At 40.8% G+C, this 15521-nt stretch carries 20 protein-coding genes; 19 read left to right on the forward strand and 1 reads right to left on the reverse strand.

Features of this window, described 5'->3' with window-relative positions:
• Positions 1–216: 216 nt before the first annotated feature.
• Positions 217–603, reverse strand: coding sequence for a helix-turn-helix domain-containing protein (locus tag FHS59_RS12640; protein WP_184495503.1), 387 nt, complete (start codon positions 601–603; stop codon positions 217–219).
• Between the two features lie 623 nt (positions 604–1226).
• On the opposite strand from FHS59_RS12640, the gene FHS59_RS12645 reads away from it, so the two are divergent.
• The 19 genes from FHS59_RS12645 to traM all read left to right on the forward strand — a co-directional run bounded on the left by FHS59_RS12645 (position 1227) and on the right by traM (position 15519).
• Positions 1227–1796, forward strand: coding sequence for a GNAT family N-acetyltransferase (locus tag FHS59_RS12645; RefSeq protein WP_184495504.1), 570 nt, complete (start codon positions 1227–1229; stop codon positions 1794–1796).
• Complete coding sequence (locus FHS59_RS12650) at positions 1793–2713, forward strand: helix-turn-helix domain-containing protein (protein ID WP_184495505.1); 921 nt, start codon at positions 1793–1795, stop codon at positions 2711–2713. The genes FHS59_RS12645 and FHS59_RS12650 overlap by 4 nt, the downstream gene beginning before the upstream one ends.
• A 152-nt stretch (positions 2714–2865) precedes the next feature.
• The gene (gene mobC / locus FHS59_RS12655) at positions 2866–3231 is read left to right on the forward strand and encodes a plasmid mobilization relaxosome protein MobC (protein WP_184495506.1); all 366 of its coding nucleotides are present in this window, start codon (positions 2866–2868) and stop codon (positions 3229–3231) included.
• On the forward strand, positions 3228–4547 hold the full coding sequence (locus FHS59_RS12660; protein ID WP_184495507.1) for a relaxase/mobilization nuclease domain-containing protein: 1320 nt from the start codon (positions 3228–3230) through the stop codon (positions 4545–4547). Before mobC ends, FHS59_RS12660 begins: the two co-directional genes overlap by 4 nt.
• A 10-nt stretch (positions 4548–4557) precedes the next feature.
• Positions 4558–5205, forward strand: a complete 648-nt coding sequence (locus FHS59_RS12665) for a ParA family protein (RefSeq protein ID WP_184495508.1) — start codon at positions 4558–4560, stop codon at positions 5203–5205.
• On the forward strand, positions 5184–5534 hold the full coding sequence (locus FHS59_RS12670; protein ID WP_184495509.1) for a hypothetical protein: 351 nt from the start codon (positions 5184–5186) through the stop codon (positions 5532–5534). The genes FHS59_RS12665 and FHS59_RS12670 overlap by 22 nt, the downstream gene beginning before the upstream one ends.
• Entirely contained in the window at positions 5531–5902 is a 372-nt protein-coding gene (locus FHS59_RS12675) for a hypothetical protein (protein ID WP_184495510.1), read from the forward strand. The genes FHS59_RS12670 and FHS59_RS12675 overlap by 4 nt, the downstream gene beginning before the upstream one ends.
• Positions 5899–6219: a DUF4134 family protein gene (locus tag FHS59_RS12680; protein ID WP_184495511.1), complete on the forward strand. Its 321-nt coding sequence runs from the start codon at positions 5899–5901 to the stop codon at positions 6217–6219. Before FHS59_RS12675 ends, FHS59_RS12680 begins: the two co-directional genes overlap by 4 nt.
• A gap of 60 nt (positions 6220–6279) precedes the next feature.
• Positions 6280–6585, forward strand: coding sequence for a DUF4134 domain-containing protein (locus FHS59_RS12685; RefSeq protein ID WP_184495512.1), 306 nt, complete (start codon positions 6280–6282; stop codon positions 6583–6585).
• On the forward strand, positions 6585–6869 hold the full coding sequence (locus tag FHS59_RS12690; RefSeq protein WP_184495513.1) for a DUF4133 domain-containing protein: 285 nt from the start codon (positions 6585–6587) through the stop codon (positions 6867–6869). Before FHS59_RS12685 ends, FHS59_RS12690 begins: the two co-directional genes overlap by 1 nt.
• Positions 6866–9373: a TraG family conjugative transposon ATPase gene (locus FHS59_RS12695; RefSeq protein ID WP_221444496.1), complete on the forward strand. Its 2508-nt coding sequence runs from the start codon at positions 6866–6868 to the stop codon at positions 9371–9373. The genes FHS59_RS12690 and FHS59_RS12695 overlap by 4 nt, the downstream gene beginning before the upstream one ends.
• Positions 9370–10035, forward strand: coding sequence for a hypothetical protein (locus FHS59_RS12700; RefSeq protein ID WP_246388425.1), 666 nt, complete (start codon positions 9370–9372; stop codon positions 10033–10035). The genes FHS59_RS12695 and FHS59_RS12700 overlap by 4 nt, the downstream gene beginning before the upstream one ends.
• A complete protein-coding gene (locus tag FHS59_RS12705; RefSeq protein WP_184495514.1) occupies positions 10032–10685 on the forward strand; it encodes a hypothetical protein in 654 nt (217 codons plus the stop codon). Before FHS59_RS12700 ends, FHS59_RS12705 begins: the two co-directional genes overlap by 4 nt.
• A complete protein-coding gene (locus FHS59_RS12710) occupies positions 10682–11350 on the forward strand; it encodes a hypothetical protein (protein ID WP_184495515.1) in 669 nt (222 codons plus the stop codon). Before FHS59_RS12705 ends, FHS59_RS12710 begins: the two co-directional genes overlap by 4 nt.
• Entirely contained in the window at positions 11347–12129 is a 783-nt protein-coding gene (locus FHS59_RS12715) for a TroA family protein (RefSeq protein ID WP_184495516.1), read from the forward strand. Before FHS59_RS12710 ends, FHS59_RS12715 begins: the two co-directional genes overlap by 4 nt.
• The gene (locus FHS59_RS12720) at positions 12126–13280 is read left to right on the forward strand and encodes a plasmid transfer protein (RefSeq protein ID WP_091692301.1); all 1155 of its coding nucleotides are present in this window, start codon (positions 12126–12128) and stop codon (positions 13278–13280) included. Before FHS59_RS12715 ends, FHS59_RS12720 begins: the two co-directional genes overlap by 4 nt.
• 2 nt (positions 13281–13282) lie before the next feature.
• Entirely contained in the window at positions 13283–13891 is a 609-nt protein-coding gene (gene traK, locus FHS59_RS12725; protein ID WP_184495517.1) for a conjugative transposon protein TraK, read from the forward strand.
• Positions 13892–13907: 16 nt separating this feature from the next.
• Positions 13908–14306: a hypothetical protein gene (locus FHS59_RS12730; RefSeq protein ID WP_091692299.1), complete on the forward strand. Its 399-nt coding sequence runs from the start codon at positions 13908–13910 to the stop codon at positions 14304–14306.
• A complete protein-coding gene (gene traM, locus FHS59_RS12735; RefSeq protein ID WP_184495518.1) occupies positions 14296–15519 on the forward strand; it encodes a conjugative transposon protein TraM in 1224 nt (407 codons plus the stop codon). Before FHS59_RS12730 ends, traM begins: the two co-directional genes overlap by 11 nt.
• Positions 15520–15521 lie beyond the last annotated feature (2 nt).

Consider the following 15521-nt stretch of genomic DNA (forward strand, 5'->3'; position numbering starts at 1 on the left):
AGCGGCACAAGCCAAAACTTGCGAAAGGGTATGGCAGCCCCAACGCTGACAGAAAAGAAAATGAAAAAGCACGGGCAACATTGTGTTAAGCAATAGCGGGTTCAGTGCTTTTTTGAAGGTAAAACTAAAAATCTAAGGTCGGTGCTATTTGACAGATTTGAGGGTTGAAGTCCACTACTGCTCATCCACTCACCGTTATCGTAAATTATGATCCCTCTATTCCTTCCCAAACCTCTCCTCCAAAGTCGCTATCATCTTGAGCTTGGAATCCAGGAGATCACGGTAAAGTTTGTTTTCAGCGTTTAGCCGGTCGATTTCTAATTTTAGGTTTTCGATCTGTTTTTGGTCGTCGGCTAACTTTTCTGGACTCCATCCCTTAGTTGGGATGAAAGTGTCTATCATTTCTCCATCGCCGCTTTCCAGCCAGGCCAAGTTCACCTGGTGTACCTGCTTCAGCATGATTTTTATTTTGCCGGAGACATTGTTTTTGCCTCTTTCTATATCTGAATATCCAGCCTGAGTCAATCCTATGGATGCACCAAAATCCACTTGGGTCATACCTAAAAATTTTCGGATGATTTTTATTCGCTGATTTTCAGTCACTAGTAGTCAGTTTTTACTTTTTTTAAAGCTATATAATTTTCAAAAATATCGCAAAACCATATATTTGTATATGTAGATATATTCACAAGGAATAGTTAAGTCTGCATCTACAAATTATCCAATTTCTGTGATTTATCATGATCAGAATCTATTTGAAATTGGAGAAAAGAATAAGTTTTCTTTCTTCCTGGGAGTTTTCGAAATGGCATTATTTGACAAATATATGCTTATAAGTGTATTTCAAAACTGTTTTACTGTATTTCTGAGATTTGGTATATCTGGATATACAGATATATATCCAGATATAGGAATATCTAGATATGTCATGAAAGAAGTGCAAAGCTTCAAGTCATCAATCTTAAAAGTTGGAATTCAATTTTAAACTTTTATGGTTTTGCGATACGGCAACAGCTTTTGAACCGTTGAAATAGTAACTGGATTTTTGTAGAAAATGAGCGTTAAGGCATCCTTTGCGTGTGCCATGCAAGTTGTGTATTTGTGACACAAATTCTGGCGAATTTTTCTCCCAAACACGCACTTGCCCTTTTAGAGATTCTTAGCAGAATCATCCAAAATGGAGGGATTTCACCTCGCAACTCGGTTAAATTTTAAGAGACTAAAACATGAGAAAATACTTAGAAGCAGATAGGGAAAAAATCATAAAAATTTTGGTAGACTCATTCAAAGGGAATAAATCCGTGGACTTTGTAGTCAGGAAAACCGAAAAAGGAAGGAAAGTTCTTATGGAGTACAGTTTAGAAAACTGTTTGGAGAATGGGGAAGTATTTGTTTCTGATTCCGGTAATTCTTGTGCTTTGATTAAATATTCAGATCAGAAGAGTAAGCCTTTTAAATTATGGGTTTGGGATTTGAAATTGGCCCTTCAAGGAATTGGAATACCTAGAATCCCCCAAGTGCTAAAACGGGAATCAAGCATTGAAGAGACTCAGCCTAAAGAACCTTTCCTCTATGTTTGGTTTATTGGTGTAGATCCAGAAAGCCAGGGAAAAGGAGAGGGCACCAATCTCATGAAGTCAATTCTGAACATGGCCGAAGCAAGGAATCTACCAGTCTGTTTGGAAACATCAACTGAGCGCAATTTCAAGTGGTATGAGGAATTGGGATTTTCAGTTTATTCCTCTTCAAATCAATTTGGCTTCTTGTTTAACTTTTATAGAAAGGATTTGATATGACCGTATTCGGCACAGATATGCATATTGTGACGTTTATTTTCGTCGTATGCGAGGTATTGTTTTTCGTATCGCAATTGGTCTTTTACCTCCAAAATCCTGCTGATAAGAATCGTAAATATTACCTGATTTTGTTGGGGTTATTGATAATCTATAATGTCACTGGAGGATTGTATCCTGATCCTAATTTGGCATTTTCTGAAAAGGTACAATTGAATCTGGCCTATGGGTCAGGCTTTGTAATGGGAGCTTTTTTTCCATACTATTTCTACCGGGTTTTTGGATTGGATGAATTGAAATGGGATTCCAAAGTAGGCATATGGATTTTCCTTATAGCTCCTTTCGTTTTATTCTTTTTGATAGGTCTTCCTTTGCTTGATGATCTGCCTTTCACCATTTGGTACGGCTTGGCAATTCCATTGGCCTATGCCATTTACCTGGATGTCAAAATATTTCTTTGTATAAGGAAAAAGTTCAAGGGGACACAAAATCCTGTTGAAGCGGTTCTGACTTATATGGCTATGTGTCCTTGGGTATTGCTACCAGTATTTAGCTACGTAGATGCATCTCAACTTTTTGAGGTTTTATGCACTAATATTGGTTTTATCATCATTACCTTTTTGTTTATCAGAAATAAAATTTACGAAAACAGAAAGGCTTTTGAAAAATTGAATGGATTTGATCTAAAGACTCAAATTGATCAAAGTGCTTTTTTCAACCAAAGATGCACGGAACTAGGCTTGACCAAAAGAGAATGCGAAGTTGCAGAACAGGCAGCCTTAGGTCTGACCAGTAAAGAGATCGCTGAAGTACTTTTTATCTCAGAAAGAACAGTCAACAAGCACCTTCAGACTATTTACAAAAAGTCTGAGAGTAAAAACCGGGTAGAACTGATTAACTCGCTAAACGCTTATTCATAATTCAAATATTTGGGTGTAAACCCGCGCTCTAGGCATATATGCGTATATATATTTCTATATACGCATATATGCCTATTTGTCATTTTTGCGCATTTCTAGGTATTTTTTTTCACCGCACAATTCCAATTCTTTACTCCTGCTAATACGCAGCCATGAAAGAGAAAAGAGAGAATCTTTCTTGGGTATCTGTCAGGTTAAAACCGGAGATCTATACCCGATTGAAAGAGGAAAGTCAGTCATTAAAGATGTCACTGAGTCAATTGATCAGGATGAAGCTGAGCAGTGAAGAAACCAAAATCATTGATCTCAACGGACTCCTGAATTCCATTGAAAAACTAGTCTCTGAACAGGCTCGGGTGAACAACAATATCAACCAATTGGCAAAACATGCCAATACCTATAGGGACAAAATTTCTCCCTCTGTTTTTAAAGATCATACCATGCTAATGTCAAAGCATATCGAGCACCGAGATTTTATGAACAAGCTTTTGAAACAAATCTATCAAGCAATCAGATGAGGGCAAAAATTCTTTCCAGTACGAGCAGTTTCAAGGGCGTGACTTACAACACTAACAAAACCCAAAATGAAAAAGGGGAGCTGATGAGGTTGCGCAATTTTGGGTATCTCCAGGACACTAAAGAGATAGGTCCAAACGAGGTGAAGAACTTTTTGATTGCTCACTCTAATCGAAATTCCATAGTCAGAGACAAGCAGTTTCATGCCATGATCAGCTGCAAGGAAAGAGAATATACAAAAGAGGAGCTGACTGATATTGCTCATGAGTGGGTGGATAAAATGGGCTATGGGCAGAATCCATTCTTGATAGTTTTTCACAAGGATACGTCCAATAACCATGTCCATATAGTGTCCTCAAGAATTGATAAGGGAGGAAAGAAGATCAATGATTCTTTTGAAAAAATAAGAGCTCAGGAAGCGATCAACGAGATCATGAGGTTGAATCCAAAACAGGAGGCCAATAGAGCAACTGAAACGCTTCAAGAATTCAGAATCAGTACCAAGGCTCAGGGAATGATGCTCTTAGAGAATCTTGGATACAAGCTTTTGAAAAAGGATCAACAGCTGGAATTGATCAAATATGGATCAGTTCAGGGGCGAATCCCTATTTCTGAAATTAATGAAAAGCTCCAATCCTATGAATTGGATAAGACTAGAGCTAATCAGCTAAAAGCAATTCTGAATAAGTATTCCAAAATCTACAAAACTGACCCAATTCCATTATTTGAACCGAAACACGGGAGTGTATCAGATAAGCATCTCGGTTATCGCTCGGATTTAGGGGATTTCCTTTCAGCCAAGTTTGGCGTTCAATTGATTTTTCATGGGAAGGATGCAAAGACACCTTACGGCTATTCCCTGATTGACAATGCCAATAAGATTGTATTCAAAGGAAGTGAAGTGTTTCCAATCAAGCGCTTGCTTGAAGCGGGAGGGAAGCAGCAAGCATATCAAACGGACAAGTCTAAGACAATTGATGTCATTGAAGGTAAGGTAAAGCTAAGGTCAGTATTCAACGACTTTTCTACTATCCCGCAAGGATTAGAGCATCATTCATTAAGGTTTGAGCGAAAGGAAGGAGATACTTACTTGAAGACCTCACAAGGATTTGTTTCCACCAAGGATATTCTTCAGCCAAAGCAACTACAGGCTTTGGAAGATTATTTAGACCTATCCGAGGAGCATTCTATAAGACAAAGCCAGGACGAATTTGACTTGATACCCATACTACATGTAGCCAATGACGAAGATGATGAAGCTACCCATGGAAGGAAAAGAAGGAAAAAACGCAATAGAGACAATGAAATCACCAGATAAAAAAATAACCATGATCATTCTATTTGCCAATCAGAAAGGAGGCGTCGGTAAAAGTACCTTGGCAGTGCTCTTTTCCAACTTTTCAGTCCAAAAGAAGAATAGGAGGGTGAAAGTCATCGATATGGATTTTCAGCAGTCTTTGTATAACAAGCACCTTAATTCTGACCTGTTGGAAAATGAGAAGCTGTATGAAGTAGAGCTATCGAAAATTTCAGGTTTCCGGAATATCAGCAAGGTAGCAACTCGGAATCCAAACCTGCTTACTGTCATTGATCTGGCAGGGACGATGGATGATGACAATCTGGTACAGGTTTTTAAAGATTCAGGGTTGATCATATGTCCCTTTTGTTACGATGAATACAGCGTGACAAGCACTTTTGAATTTTGCTATGTGGTCAAAAAGATAAACCCGGAGAGCAAAATCATTTTGATCCCAAACCGAGTGAAAACTTCGGTAAAATATGAGACACTGGACAGTGTCAATCAGGCACTGAGCAAGTTTGGGGAATTGACCTCACCGGTTTCAGATAGGATTGATTTTCAAAGAATAACTACATCCTACTCTCCAAAAACATTGGATCCAATTCTCGATCCAATTTTCAATAAAATATTCAACGACTACATAGACGAATCCTCATGGGAAGTGGAAACTATATAAACAAACTAGTACAAGGAGTTCGAGGCGAAATCCCTACGCCTGGGGAAGAAAAAATGCCAGAATCCATCAACAGTGGAAAGGTAGAAAAGGAGGAGAGGAATCCAGAAGTGGATGAGCTATTAGAGCGAATTCGGGACTATAAAGTAAATGGAGAAAATCGCAGACTGATACGAATGGATTCTAAAATAGAGGATGTCTTCAAACACGTGAATTACCTGTTTGGGATCAAGGTCACCTCTCTCGTGAACTATGTATGCTGGGATTTTCTGGAAAACAATCCTGAGCTGGTCAACGAAATCAAAAAATCACTAAACCAACTAAAGCTATGAATTGGACAGATTTCTTTCTATACCTAGCCCTTTTCTATGTAGTGTACTATGCGGTCAACGTCGTCATTGATGTGTTAAGGACACCGCATCGTGCCAAATCTCAGGAAAGGCCTTCTTATGCATTCCAGTCAGATCTATCAGAATTTGACGAAAAGCCAATGGTCGTTGAGGAGGAAGATTTTGTCAACAAATCAACTCCAAAATCTGAAAAACCCGCTTCAACTAACGCAGAGGGTAAAGAGGAGAAAATGGAATTCAAGGAGACAAATCCTGTCAAGTCAACGGGCGGGGTGACTAACCTAGATTCCTTGTTTGCTCTGGCAAAAGAGAACTCAATCGAAATGAAAAAGAAAGTAGTGTTCTCATGAAGGTAAGTCATTTTCTCATTTGCTCCCTGCTAATTCTCTCTTTGCCTAGCATGGAATTATTGGCGCAGACTCCTCCGGGCGTGGAAGAATTCCAAGAGGTAGAATCAGATATGGAATCTTTCTACGTCGCATTATCAAGACTATCTCTTGTTACCGGTGCCATCTCAGGGTTACTGGGAGGCCTGAGGGTTTACAACAATTGGCAGATGGGCCGACATCATATTGATGTAGAGGTAATCAGCTGGTTCGGAGCATGCTTGTTTCTCGCAACTGTCAGCTTTTTTCTTAGCGGACTTTACGGAGTTCCACTTACCTAAAACTTTACAACCAATTCAATATAGTCCATGAAATATTTTCTTACTAAAACCACAAATATCATGTTCAACAGAACTACAAAAAAGATCTCATGTGCCTTAGCAATGGCCATTGTTTCAATTTCTTCACATGCCCAGGGAGTACAGGGAATTACTGCTGCTGAATCCTCGCTATTAACCTACGTGGATCCTGTCGCAAGTCTTTGCCTGGTGATCGGTGCAGTGGTCGGGATTATAGGAGGTTTCCGAGTGTACAGCAAGTGGAATCAAGGCGATCAGGATATCAACAAAGAGTTGATGGGATGGCTGGGTTCCTGCATTTTCCTAGTGCTGGTGAGTGTGGTCATCAAAGCATTTTTCGGTGTCTAATGGCTAAGCAATTTCCAATATATAAGGGGCTTCAAAAGCCCCTTATATATCGTGGATTTCAAGGAAAATTTATCGGATGGGGAATTTCCTCATTGATTATCGGAGTCGTGCTGGGTGGAGTTATCGGAAGTTTGACCAGCATGATTGCAGGAGGTGTAATCACAATTTCAGCAATCGTAATTGGTCTATTGGTTACTTCTCAGCAACAAAAAAAAGGGCTGCATAGCAAAACAAGGCATGTAGGAGTATTCCAAATCGCAACATCCTTAAAACCTAAAAAATGATATTGAAGAATAAAAGGAATGAATTTAAGTTGCCCTATGCAGGTATAGAAACTGAATTCAAAGGATTCCATCTACTTTTTAATCTAAATGGGGATTTCGGATTAATTCTGAAACTTGAAAACCCTGTAGTCCAATATTCAGCAGATCCTTCCAGGTACGACTTTTTTCACCAGCAATATACGAACGTCATCAAAATATTAGGTGAAGGTCATTTGATCCAAAAGCAGGATGTTTTTTCCACTGAAAGCTATCATGAGGATAATTCAAAGGAGTACCTGCAGAGGAAATATGATGAACATTTTCAGGGTAGAGAATATGTTTCTCACAATACTTATTTGATTATCACCAAGCGGTCAAAAGGAAGGTATAGTGAAAAATCAGTGAATGATTTTATTCAATCCATCGGAAAAGTTACAGACCTTTTTGAGCGATCAGGGATTAAATCTAATGCTCTGAATAAAACAGAGATTGACCGCTATGTGAAAAGGATTCTCAGTATGAATTTCTACCAGGATAGAATTGTACTGGACAATTTGTTACCGGTGGAAAAACAAGTGGAAAGTGGCGATAGGGCATTCCGATCTATTTCGCTGGTTGACACCGATAAGGTAGAGCTTCCCGAAACGATAGCATCCCATTCAGAAAGAAGTGACAAGGATAGCCTCAAAGGATTTCCAGTTGATAACATGGGTTTTCTATTTGATGTCCCAAACTTCCAAACCATTGTTTACAATCAAGTCATCGAGATCGTAGAGCAAAGACCAACCCAACACAAACTTGAGGTCAAGCGAAAGCGACATTCAGGAATACCAGATCCTGCCAATGATATGTGTGTCCAGGACATTAACAGGTTATTGGAGGATGTGACAAGGAACAATCAGCTTTTGGTCAATTGTCATTTCAATGTTTTGGTTTCGGCTCAGAAAGAACATATCCAGGGAGCTTGTAACTATGTAGAATCGTCCTTATTTCAGCAGGGGATTATTGCCAACAAAAATTCTTACAACCAATTGGAGTTGTTCAGGACTGTCCTTCCATGCAATACAGCTGAACTGAAAGTTTACGATTATTTTTTGACCACTGCAGATGCTGCATTGTGCTTTTTCTTTAAAGAATCACTGAATCAAGATGAAAAAAGTGGTTTTCAGATTCGATTCACCGATAGACAGGGAATCCCCTTGAAAATTGATCCCTCAGATTTGCCCATGCAGACTAATCGGATCAACAATAGAAACAAATTTGTATTGGGGCCTTCCGGGTCGGGCAAATCATTCTTTATGAATGCGCTGGTGGAGCAGTATTGCATGTGGAACAAGCAGCCTGATCCTAAGTGGTTGATGGATGTGGTGATCGTGGATACGGGACATTCCTATTCAGGACTGTGTCAATATTACAATGGCAAATACATTACCTACACCGAAGAAAAGCCCATTACCACCAATCCTTTTGCCATTGCTGAAGAGGAATACAACATCGAGAAAAAAGACTATCTCCTGACGCTTGTTTCACTTCTATGGAAGACAGCTGAAGGTACCGTTTCACAGGTGGAAGCCGATGTGATCTCGTACACCATTTCAGCTTATTATTCTTCATTTTTCTCTGATAAAGGCAAAATTGATCGGCTTTGCTTCAATAGCTTTTATGACTTTGCCCTAGAGACAATTCCGGAAATTATGGAGCGTGAGCGAATCACATTTGAACTGGATGAATTCCGATTTGTGCTCAAAAAATTCTACCAAGGAGGAGAGTTTGAAAATCTGCTAAACGAAGAGGTTGACCAATCCTTATTCACCGAATCCTTTGTGGTTTTTGAAATTGACAGCATCAAGGAGCATAAGGTTCTATTTCCAATAGTGACGCTCATCATCATGGATGTATTTATCCAGAAAATGAGATTTCGAACCAAGTACCGAAAAGCTCTGATCATTGAAGAGGCATGGAAGGCCATCGCTTCTCCTTTGATGGCTGGGTATATTCTGTATCTGTATAAAACGGTTCGGAAGTTTTGGGGTGAGGCGATTGTAGTAACTCAGGAACTTGGAGATATCATTGGGAATGAAGTGGTGAAGGATAGTATCATCAACAATTCTGATACGATTTGCTTGCTAGACCAAACCAAGTTCAAAGACAACTATTCACAGATTGCTTCTTTGCTTTCCATCAGTGAGAAGGAGCGAAGGAAGATTTTTACCATCAACCAGCTGGACAACCAAGAAGGGCGTGGCAGATTCAAGGAAGTTTACATCAGAAGAGGGGCTACAGGCGAGGTATATGGAGTTGAGGTTTCTCTGTTCCAATACCTAACCTACACCACGGAAAAGCCAGAAAAATCGGCAGTAGAAATTTATGCCAATGCATTTGGAGGCTATAAAATGGGTTTGGACGCATTTGTAGAGGATTATACTACTTCTAATCTGAGTCTTCATAGTTTTTTCGAAAAGGTCAACAAAGAAGGATCTCCGCTCACTGATACATTTCTTTCACCGAATTACCGCATAGCATGATGAGGCATCTTCAACTGCTCATATTGCTGCTTTTCTCAGGGTCAACATTTAGTCAGACCGTTTATGTGGACCCGGCTGTTTCGGCTGCCACCGCCGCCCATGCTTTAGTTATAGACTCACAGCTTGAGGCGACTAATGAAAGGATGACTTTGATTGAGCGGGGCCAGCTGGCAATCACTGGAAACCTGACCATTGTCAATACGATGCAGGACAAAATCTACAAAGGACTTTCCGAGGTCAGTTCCATTTTGACCAACCTTTCCAATGTCAAGGAAATCGCACGAATGGCGACTGCCATTTCAGGAGATTTAAATGATGTGATGGAATTGGCGGGTGAGAATCCTGCTTTACTTCTGTTTGCCGAGCGAAACGCTACCATGTTTCAACAACGAGCAACTTCCCTAGCCTTGGAGGTCAGTTCTTTTGTCCTAAAGGGTGGAGAAAATAACCTTATGGATGCCGGAGAAAGATCCAAGTTGATCAACCAAATCTTGAATGAAATGGTAATCCTGAGGTCCTACACCTATGGCATGTATCGATCCATGTACTTTGCCCAGATGAAGGGAGTTTTCAAGGCCTTAAATCCTTTTCAGGGATACATCAATTTGGATATCCAACTCGCACAGGATATCGCCAGAAAAGCCAAAACCCTACAGCCATGAAAACCTTGATTCTAAGTTTAATTATTCTGTTTGCCAATGTCGGGACAAGTCTTGCGCAAACGAATGTAGCCTTACTTCATCAGTTGGTAGAGGAATCTAAGTCCGAGTACAATTTGCAAAAGGAGGCAAAAACAAATCAGGGAAAAAATGCTGTCAATGAGGAGGTCAATAACAACCTAGTTAAATCGGTCAAAGAAAAATACAGAAGGGTTCAGGAACGATTTGCCAAGCTTTCCATTGTCATCGATGCGATTGGAATAGGTACAACTGCTGGACCTTTGGTCAATTCCATCATTGATAACCAACAACAGATCCTGTATTACTGCAAGCAAGATCCTGCTCTCCTCCTTTTTGCAATCGAGACAGAAAAGCTCTTTGTCCAGAAATCCTATTCATTGATGAATTACCTCCTCGGTCTTTCGGCCAGCATAGGGGTGGTCAATCAAATGAAAGTCTCAGACCGAAGGATTCTTTTTCAGCACATTATTGAGGAACTGAGAGAGATCAATGGTATTTCTTACAACGCTTCCCAATCTCTAAAGCATCATTTACAGGGAAACTTAGGAATCAATCCTTATCTGGGATATGTGGCTACAGAAATGGGACTGGTAAACGAAATCATTCAAAACGCCAAAACACTTGCCAGATGAAGAAGCTCCTTTTCTTTTTGCTGTTTATCAATATCGCTCAGGCATATTCTCAATCAGTGACGGTGGTATTTGACAGAAACCATTTTGCGATTGTCAATGCAAATGCCGCTATGAGGAATGTCAGCGAAATAGGATATCACCAAACGTTGGATGTCATCAAGCAAAATACGGATGATATCGTTGTCAATTCATCCAGCCTGGCAATGGTTCAGACGATGATAGTCAAGTCCCTAACTCAGGTCAATGAAGGATTTAAGGATGCGATTCAGGTAAAGATGATTGGTGAGACTGTCTTGGATATCAAATCAATTTCAGCTGAGGCATTTGAGCTTGCCTCTAATAATCCGCTCCTTTTTCTTTTTGTCGAAGAATATACAGCTCAAGCTAAATCTAGAAGCATCAACCTTGCTGCCGAGGTGTCAAGCTTAATCCTAAACGAGGGTGATAATCTGCTGATCAATTACAATGTCCGGGACGAACTTTTAGATACTGTCCAGAAGGAACTGCAGGTAATCCGCGCTCTGATGCTTTCCGCAAAAAACAGCATCTATTGGGCGAAAGCCAATGGAGTAATCCGATCACTTAACCCCTATCAATCCTACGTCAACAAGGATTTAGGGCTGATCAATGAAATTATCATCAAGCAGAAAACTCTTACACGATGAGAACCTTACTTACAATTTCTATCATTTTTTGCATATGTCTCAAGAGTCATGGACAGACTTTAATTAAGGATAAAGCCATTATAGCCCAACAAGAGAGAATGGTTTTCAAGCAATGGGATGAAGACAAGTTTTATCCAAAGCCCATCAAAGTTTTAGGAATCCCTATTAACTACTTGTGGTACTCAACTTGGGCATTGCATCCCAATTATCCAGGCCTAGACAGAAGACCTTTATCAGCCAGCGGAGAGCAGACCCAGAGGCTTGGGTTGGCTGCTGCGATGCAGATCTCTTCCGACTACTATAAACAGCATTCGGATACTGTTAAGAATTTGGCTAGTGCAGAAATAGCTCGAATTTCAGGTGCTCTTTCGGCCTCGGATCCTCTTTATCAACTCTATTATAAGAAGGAACTTAAGCCGTTGGAAGACCCTGTTTCCTCAGCTTTTCAGGGAATTTCTCCAGAGGTAGTGGAGTACATGACCGACCATGGAGCCTATCGATGGTACTTGGACAACATGACATCTCTTTCCGAGCGCTATGGGTTTTCAAAGACCTTAGATATGGAGCGAGGTCAGCGAATCCTGATGTACCACAGGATTATGCTTGAAATGAGAGAAGTCCTTGAAAAATGGCAGTACAAGCTTGATATGTCAACCAATATGCTAGCCTTCCGGAAGCTCCATGAGCGGAAAGCAAATGGGGAGATCACTCTTTCAAATCCGCATGATGAAGAGGACATAGCCAAAAAAATCGCCAATCAAACCCAAGTCCTGAAATGAAGAAGCTTTTCACCGGAATTTTAATGTTCCTGGGCTTTTCGATCACGGGATTTGCCCAGTCTGTCAACCATGACGAGTACAAGGAGACTATCAGCTACTTGCAGGGAAACAGTATTTACGATAGAGGTGTGATGACCTTTTTCGAAGAAATGAGAGATTATGGATTTGCTCATTCCGACCCTTTTATCAGGGATGCGCAGACCTTGGCCTGTATTTTCATGCTGATTTTTTTCAGTCTAAAGTGCTACGAAATGATGGCAGGGGACAAGAGGTTGGAAATCATGCCGCTTTTAAGACCCTTCGCCTTGGTGATCCTGCTCATGTGGTGGCCAATTTTCTGTCAGATCATTGCTTTTCCCACTGATTTAATTGCGGCCAAGACAGAAGCTCTATTCAGTACGCAGAACGACACTAATAATTCTCTTCGTCTTGACCGTGCCGCTTATATGGTGGAGATGGGTGATCAGCTGGTAGAATACCAAGCAGTAACTGAAATGGCTTCGGATCAGGCTGAGGATTCAGATGAGGATTTGGGAACTGTGATCGTGGACGGTGTAAAAGGGTTCTTTTCAGACCAAATCCTTTCACCGATTATGCAAATGCGGATCAGAATGCAAACCAGTCTTCAACTGCTGGTAACTCAGATTATTGAACTGATTGCAATGTGGATTCTGAGGATTTGCGTCTATATCATTTTCATGATCCAGATCATTTATTCTACTGTGCTGGTCATTCTTGGTCCTTTTGCGGTGGTGGTCAGTATCCTACCGGCTTTTCGAGATGCTTTTACTACCTGGATAGCCCGTTTCGTCTCGGTCAATCTTTATGTAGGTGTCGCTTTTTTGATCCTATATATCACTGGAAGGCTCCAGCAATATGCTTTGGAAGTTGAAATCGATAAGTATGAGTATTTACTTTCCACAGGAGGCGGAGTGGATAGGCTTGAAAAGATGGCTTGGTTTGCAGGAAATGGCTTGCTGAGCTTCGGGCTGGTCATCGTCGCTTTTTTCGTCAGTGCCATTGCAATTCTGACAGTTCCCTCCATATCCACTTGGATCATATCTACTTCAGGTATTTCATCAGCTGCAACCACTGCAGGAAGAATGGGATCATCCGCAACCAAAACCATTTCCAGAGCTAAAGTAATCTAAGCATGATCATCAAAAACATAGAATCAAAAATCAGGTTGGCAACCATACTTTCTATTGGAAGTTTTTTGACCTCCATCATCATTTGCGGGTTTGTATCAGCCTATGCCTATCAACAGGTAGCTAACGCGAGACAGTCCATCTATATCCTGGATAACGACATTCCCATTTTGGCGAAGCAGACCAATATGCAAATGAACCGACCAGCAGAGTACAAAGCAGCAGTGGACTTGTTCCACAGCCTCTTTTTTAACCTGACTCCCGATGATAAACACATCGAATATCAGATGGAAAAGGCCATGTACTTTGTGGATGAAACCGGAGTAGGCCAATACAACAACCTGAAAGAGAAAGGTTATTTCAATTCCATCCTTTCATCAAGTTCAGTTTTGTCTATTCAGACAGATTCGATTGTAATTGACCAAAACAGGTTCCGCTATTACGGCAAGCAGAAGATCGACCGAAGAAGCGCAACGATCACCAGATCTATTGTCACTGAGGGTGATTTGATCGATATACCCAGGAGCGAAAACAACAGCCATGGGGTATTGATCACGAACTGGAAAACCATAGAAAATAAAGACCTCTCCAATGTTTCGAAAAATACCTTCTAAAGTAAGAGACACGACCGTGTTCCAAGAATTCAAAAATGAATTCTCGCCACAGGTAAAAGTACTCGAGGGGCTGGCCAGGGCCTTTCTGGACCGGCATGCGAAAGTAATTTTTAGCGTTATGATCCTTCTTATTGTGGCTTCTTTCATTCTGACCTTTTTTGTCCTTAAGCCCACATCGGGCGATCAGTCCCAAGGCAATAAAAAAGGACTGAATGCCATTCCCAGTGATTTGGGCGGTGAACTTTCAGCCCTGCAAGAACTCTCTTCTCGGGCAATTCAGATGAACGAATTGAAGACTCAGATTGAACGGATCATATCCCAGGAATCCATTTCAAAAGAAGATTCCATTTACCTAGAAAAAGCGATTGAACAATTGCAATACTTTAACAATCAACCGAAAGAAGATGAACATTGACTTTAAACAGCCAAAATACATTCTGCCGATTATCATGCTTCCCTTTTTGTGTTTGCTGTTTTACGGCTATAAATCATTCAGCAAGGACAGCCCAAACCAACCCATTCAGGGAACAAGCGGTATCCAGGCTCAGATAGGGAAAGTTTCAGAAAAGATCCAAAACAAACCGATTGACACAAAACTGGATGCGTCGCGGGAAACTTATAAAAGGAAGAATGACGGCTACACTGCCATCAAAGGATTGGAACTCGATATCGAGGAATCCAGTCAGATCAAGAGCCTATACAACGAAGAGGAAAAGAGGCTATTGGATTCCATTGACAATGCCCTAAAAAACTCAAGCTTTTATTCAAACCCATCTAAATCCAGCGACCCGGTTCCACCAGTTTCCCAAGGAAGTTCCAGGCAGAAAAGCTTTTCTGAAGAAGATGAAGAACTGTTGCAGGCTATCAACCAATTGGAGGGAGCAAAAACAACTAGCCCAGCAAATAAATACGAAGACCCAATGGATCTTTTCAGGGCTCAGATGGCCGTGATAGATTCCATTTCAAAAGCGAGTGACCCGGCCTTTCAGGAAAAACAGCAAAAAGAGAAAGAGTCAGAAATACCAAAGCAGGAAACTGAAAGGGATGTTTACCGAGTCCAAAAGACCAATGGTTCGGCAACAATGTTCAATACCATCACCCGAGAGAAAAAGGGGAGGTTTATTGAGGCGATTATTGACCAGGATATCAAGAACGAAACTCTTGGGGCAAGATTGAGAATCCGACTTTTGGATGATATACTGATCGGTAACGCCCTCGTGAGCAAAGGAACTTATCTCTATGCACTTATTTCTGGGTATCAAGCCCAACGGGTGAAGCTTACCATTTCATCGGTGATGGTTGGCGACCAGATTTATCCCATTGAGCTTTCGATTTATGATGTGGACGGGATGGAAGGGCTCTATGTTCCGGCCAGTGCCTTCAGGGAATTTTCCAAAGAACTCGGTAGCAATACCACTGGAGGAATGAGCATCAACATGCAGCAAAACTCGGATGATTTAAGCCAGCTGTATATGTCAGCCCTTCAGAAAATGTTTACCTCAACTTCTCAGGCAGTTTCCAAGACGATCAAAAAGAACAAGGCCAATATCAAATATGGAACCTCAGTCTATCTGATCGATCCCAACGAATTGCAGGAAAACGAAAAAACGATCCAAAACCAAAACTGATC

Origin of the sequence: Algoriphagus iocasae, from assembly GCF_014206875.1 — a bacterium.
GTDB classification, from domain to species: domain Bacteria; phylum Bacteroidota; class Bacteroidia; order Cytophagales; family Cyclobacteriaceae; genus Algoriphagus; species Algoriphagus iocasae.

Bases quoted from the DNA above. Each gene is read 5' to 3' on its own strand.
- FHS59_RS12680 (WP_184495511.1), top strand. From the start codon at position 5,899: ATGAAGGTAAGTCATTTTCTCATTTGCTCCCTGCTAATTCTCTCTTTG.
- traK (WP_184495517.1), top strand. From the start codon at position 13,283: ATGATCATCAAAAACATAGAATCAAAAATCAGGTTGGCAACCATACTT.
- FHS59_RS12705 (WP_184495514.1), top strand. From the start codon at position 10,032: ATGAAAACCTTGATTCTAAGTTTAATTATTCTGTTTGCCAATGTCGGG.
- FHS59_RS12715 (WP_184495516.1), top strand. From the start codon at position 11,347: ATGAGAACCTTACTTACAATTTCTATCATTTTTTGCATATGTCTCAAG.
- FHS59_RS12650 (WP_184495505.1), top strand. From the start codon at position 1,793: ATGACCGTATTCGGCACAGATATGCATATTGTGACGTTTATTTTCGTC.
- FHS59_RS12670 (WP_184495509.1), top strand. From the start codon at position 5,184: ATGGGAAGTGGAAACTATATAAACAAACTAGTACAAGGAGTTCGAGGC.
- FHS59_RS12710 (WP_184495515.1), top strand. From the start codon at position 10,682: ATGAAGAAGCTCCTTTTCTTTTTGCTGTTTATCAATATCGCTCAGGCA.
- mobC (WP_184495506.1), top strand. From the start codon at position 2,866: ATGAAAGAGAAAAGAGAGAATCTTTCTTGGGTATCTGTCAGGTTAAAA.
- FHS59_RS12700 (WP_246388425.1), top strand. From the start codon at position 9,370: ATGATGAGGCATCTTCAACTGCTCATATTGCTGCTTTTCTCAGGGTCA.
- FHS59_RS12665 (WP_184495508.1), top strand. From the start codon at position 4,558: ATGATCATTCTATTTGCCAATCAGAAAGGAGGCGTCGGTAAAAGTACC.
- FHS59_RS12690 (WP_184495513.1), top strand. From the start codon at position 6,585: ATGGCTAAGCAATTTCCAATATATAAGGGGCTTCAAAAGCCCCTTATA.
- traM (WP_184495518.1), top strand. From the start codon at position 14,296: ATGAACATTGACTTTAAACAGCCAAAATACATTCTGCCGATTATCATG.
- FHS59_RS12660 (WP_184495507.1), top strand. From the start codon at position 3,228: ATGAGGGCAAAAATTCTTTCCAGTACGAGCAGTTTCAAGGGCGTGACT.
- FHS59_RS12645 (WP_184495504.1), top strand. From the start codon at position 1,227: ATGAGAAAATACTTAGAAGCAGATAGGGAAAAAATCATAAAAATTTTG.
- FHS59_RS12695 (WP_221444496.1), top strand. From the start codon at position 6,866: ATGATATTGAAGAATAAAAGGAATGAATTTAAGTTGCCCTATGCAGGT.
- FHS59_RS12685 (WP_184495512.1), top strand. From the start codon at position 6,280: ATGTTCAACAGAACTACAAAAAAGATCTCATGTGCCTTAGCAATGGCC.
- FHS59_RS12720 (WP_091692301.1), top strand. From the start codon at position 12,126: ATGAAGAAGCTTTTCACCGGAATTTTAATGTTCCTGGGCTTTTCGATC.
- FHS59_RS12675 (WP_184495510.1), top strand. From the start codon at position 5,531: ATGAATTGGACAGATTTCTTTCTATACCTAGCCCTTTTCTATGTAGTG.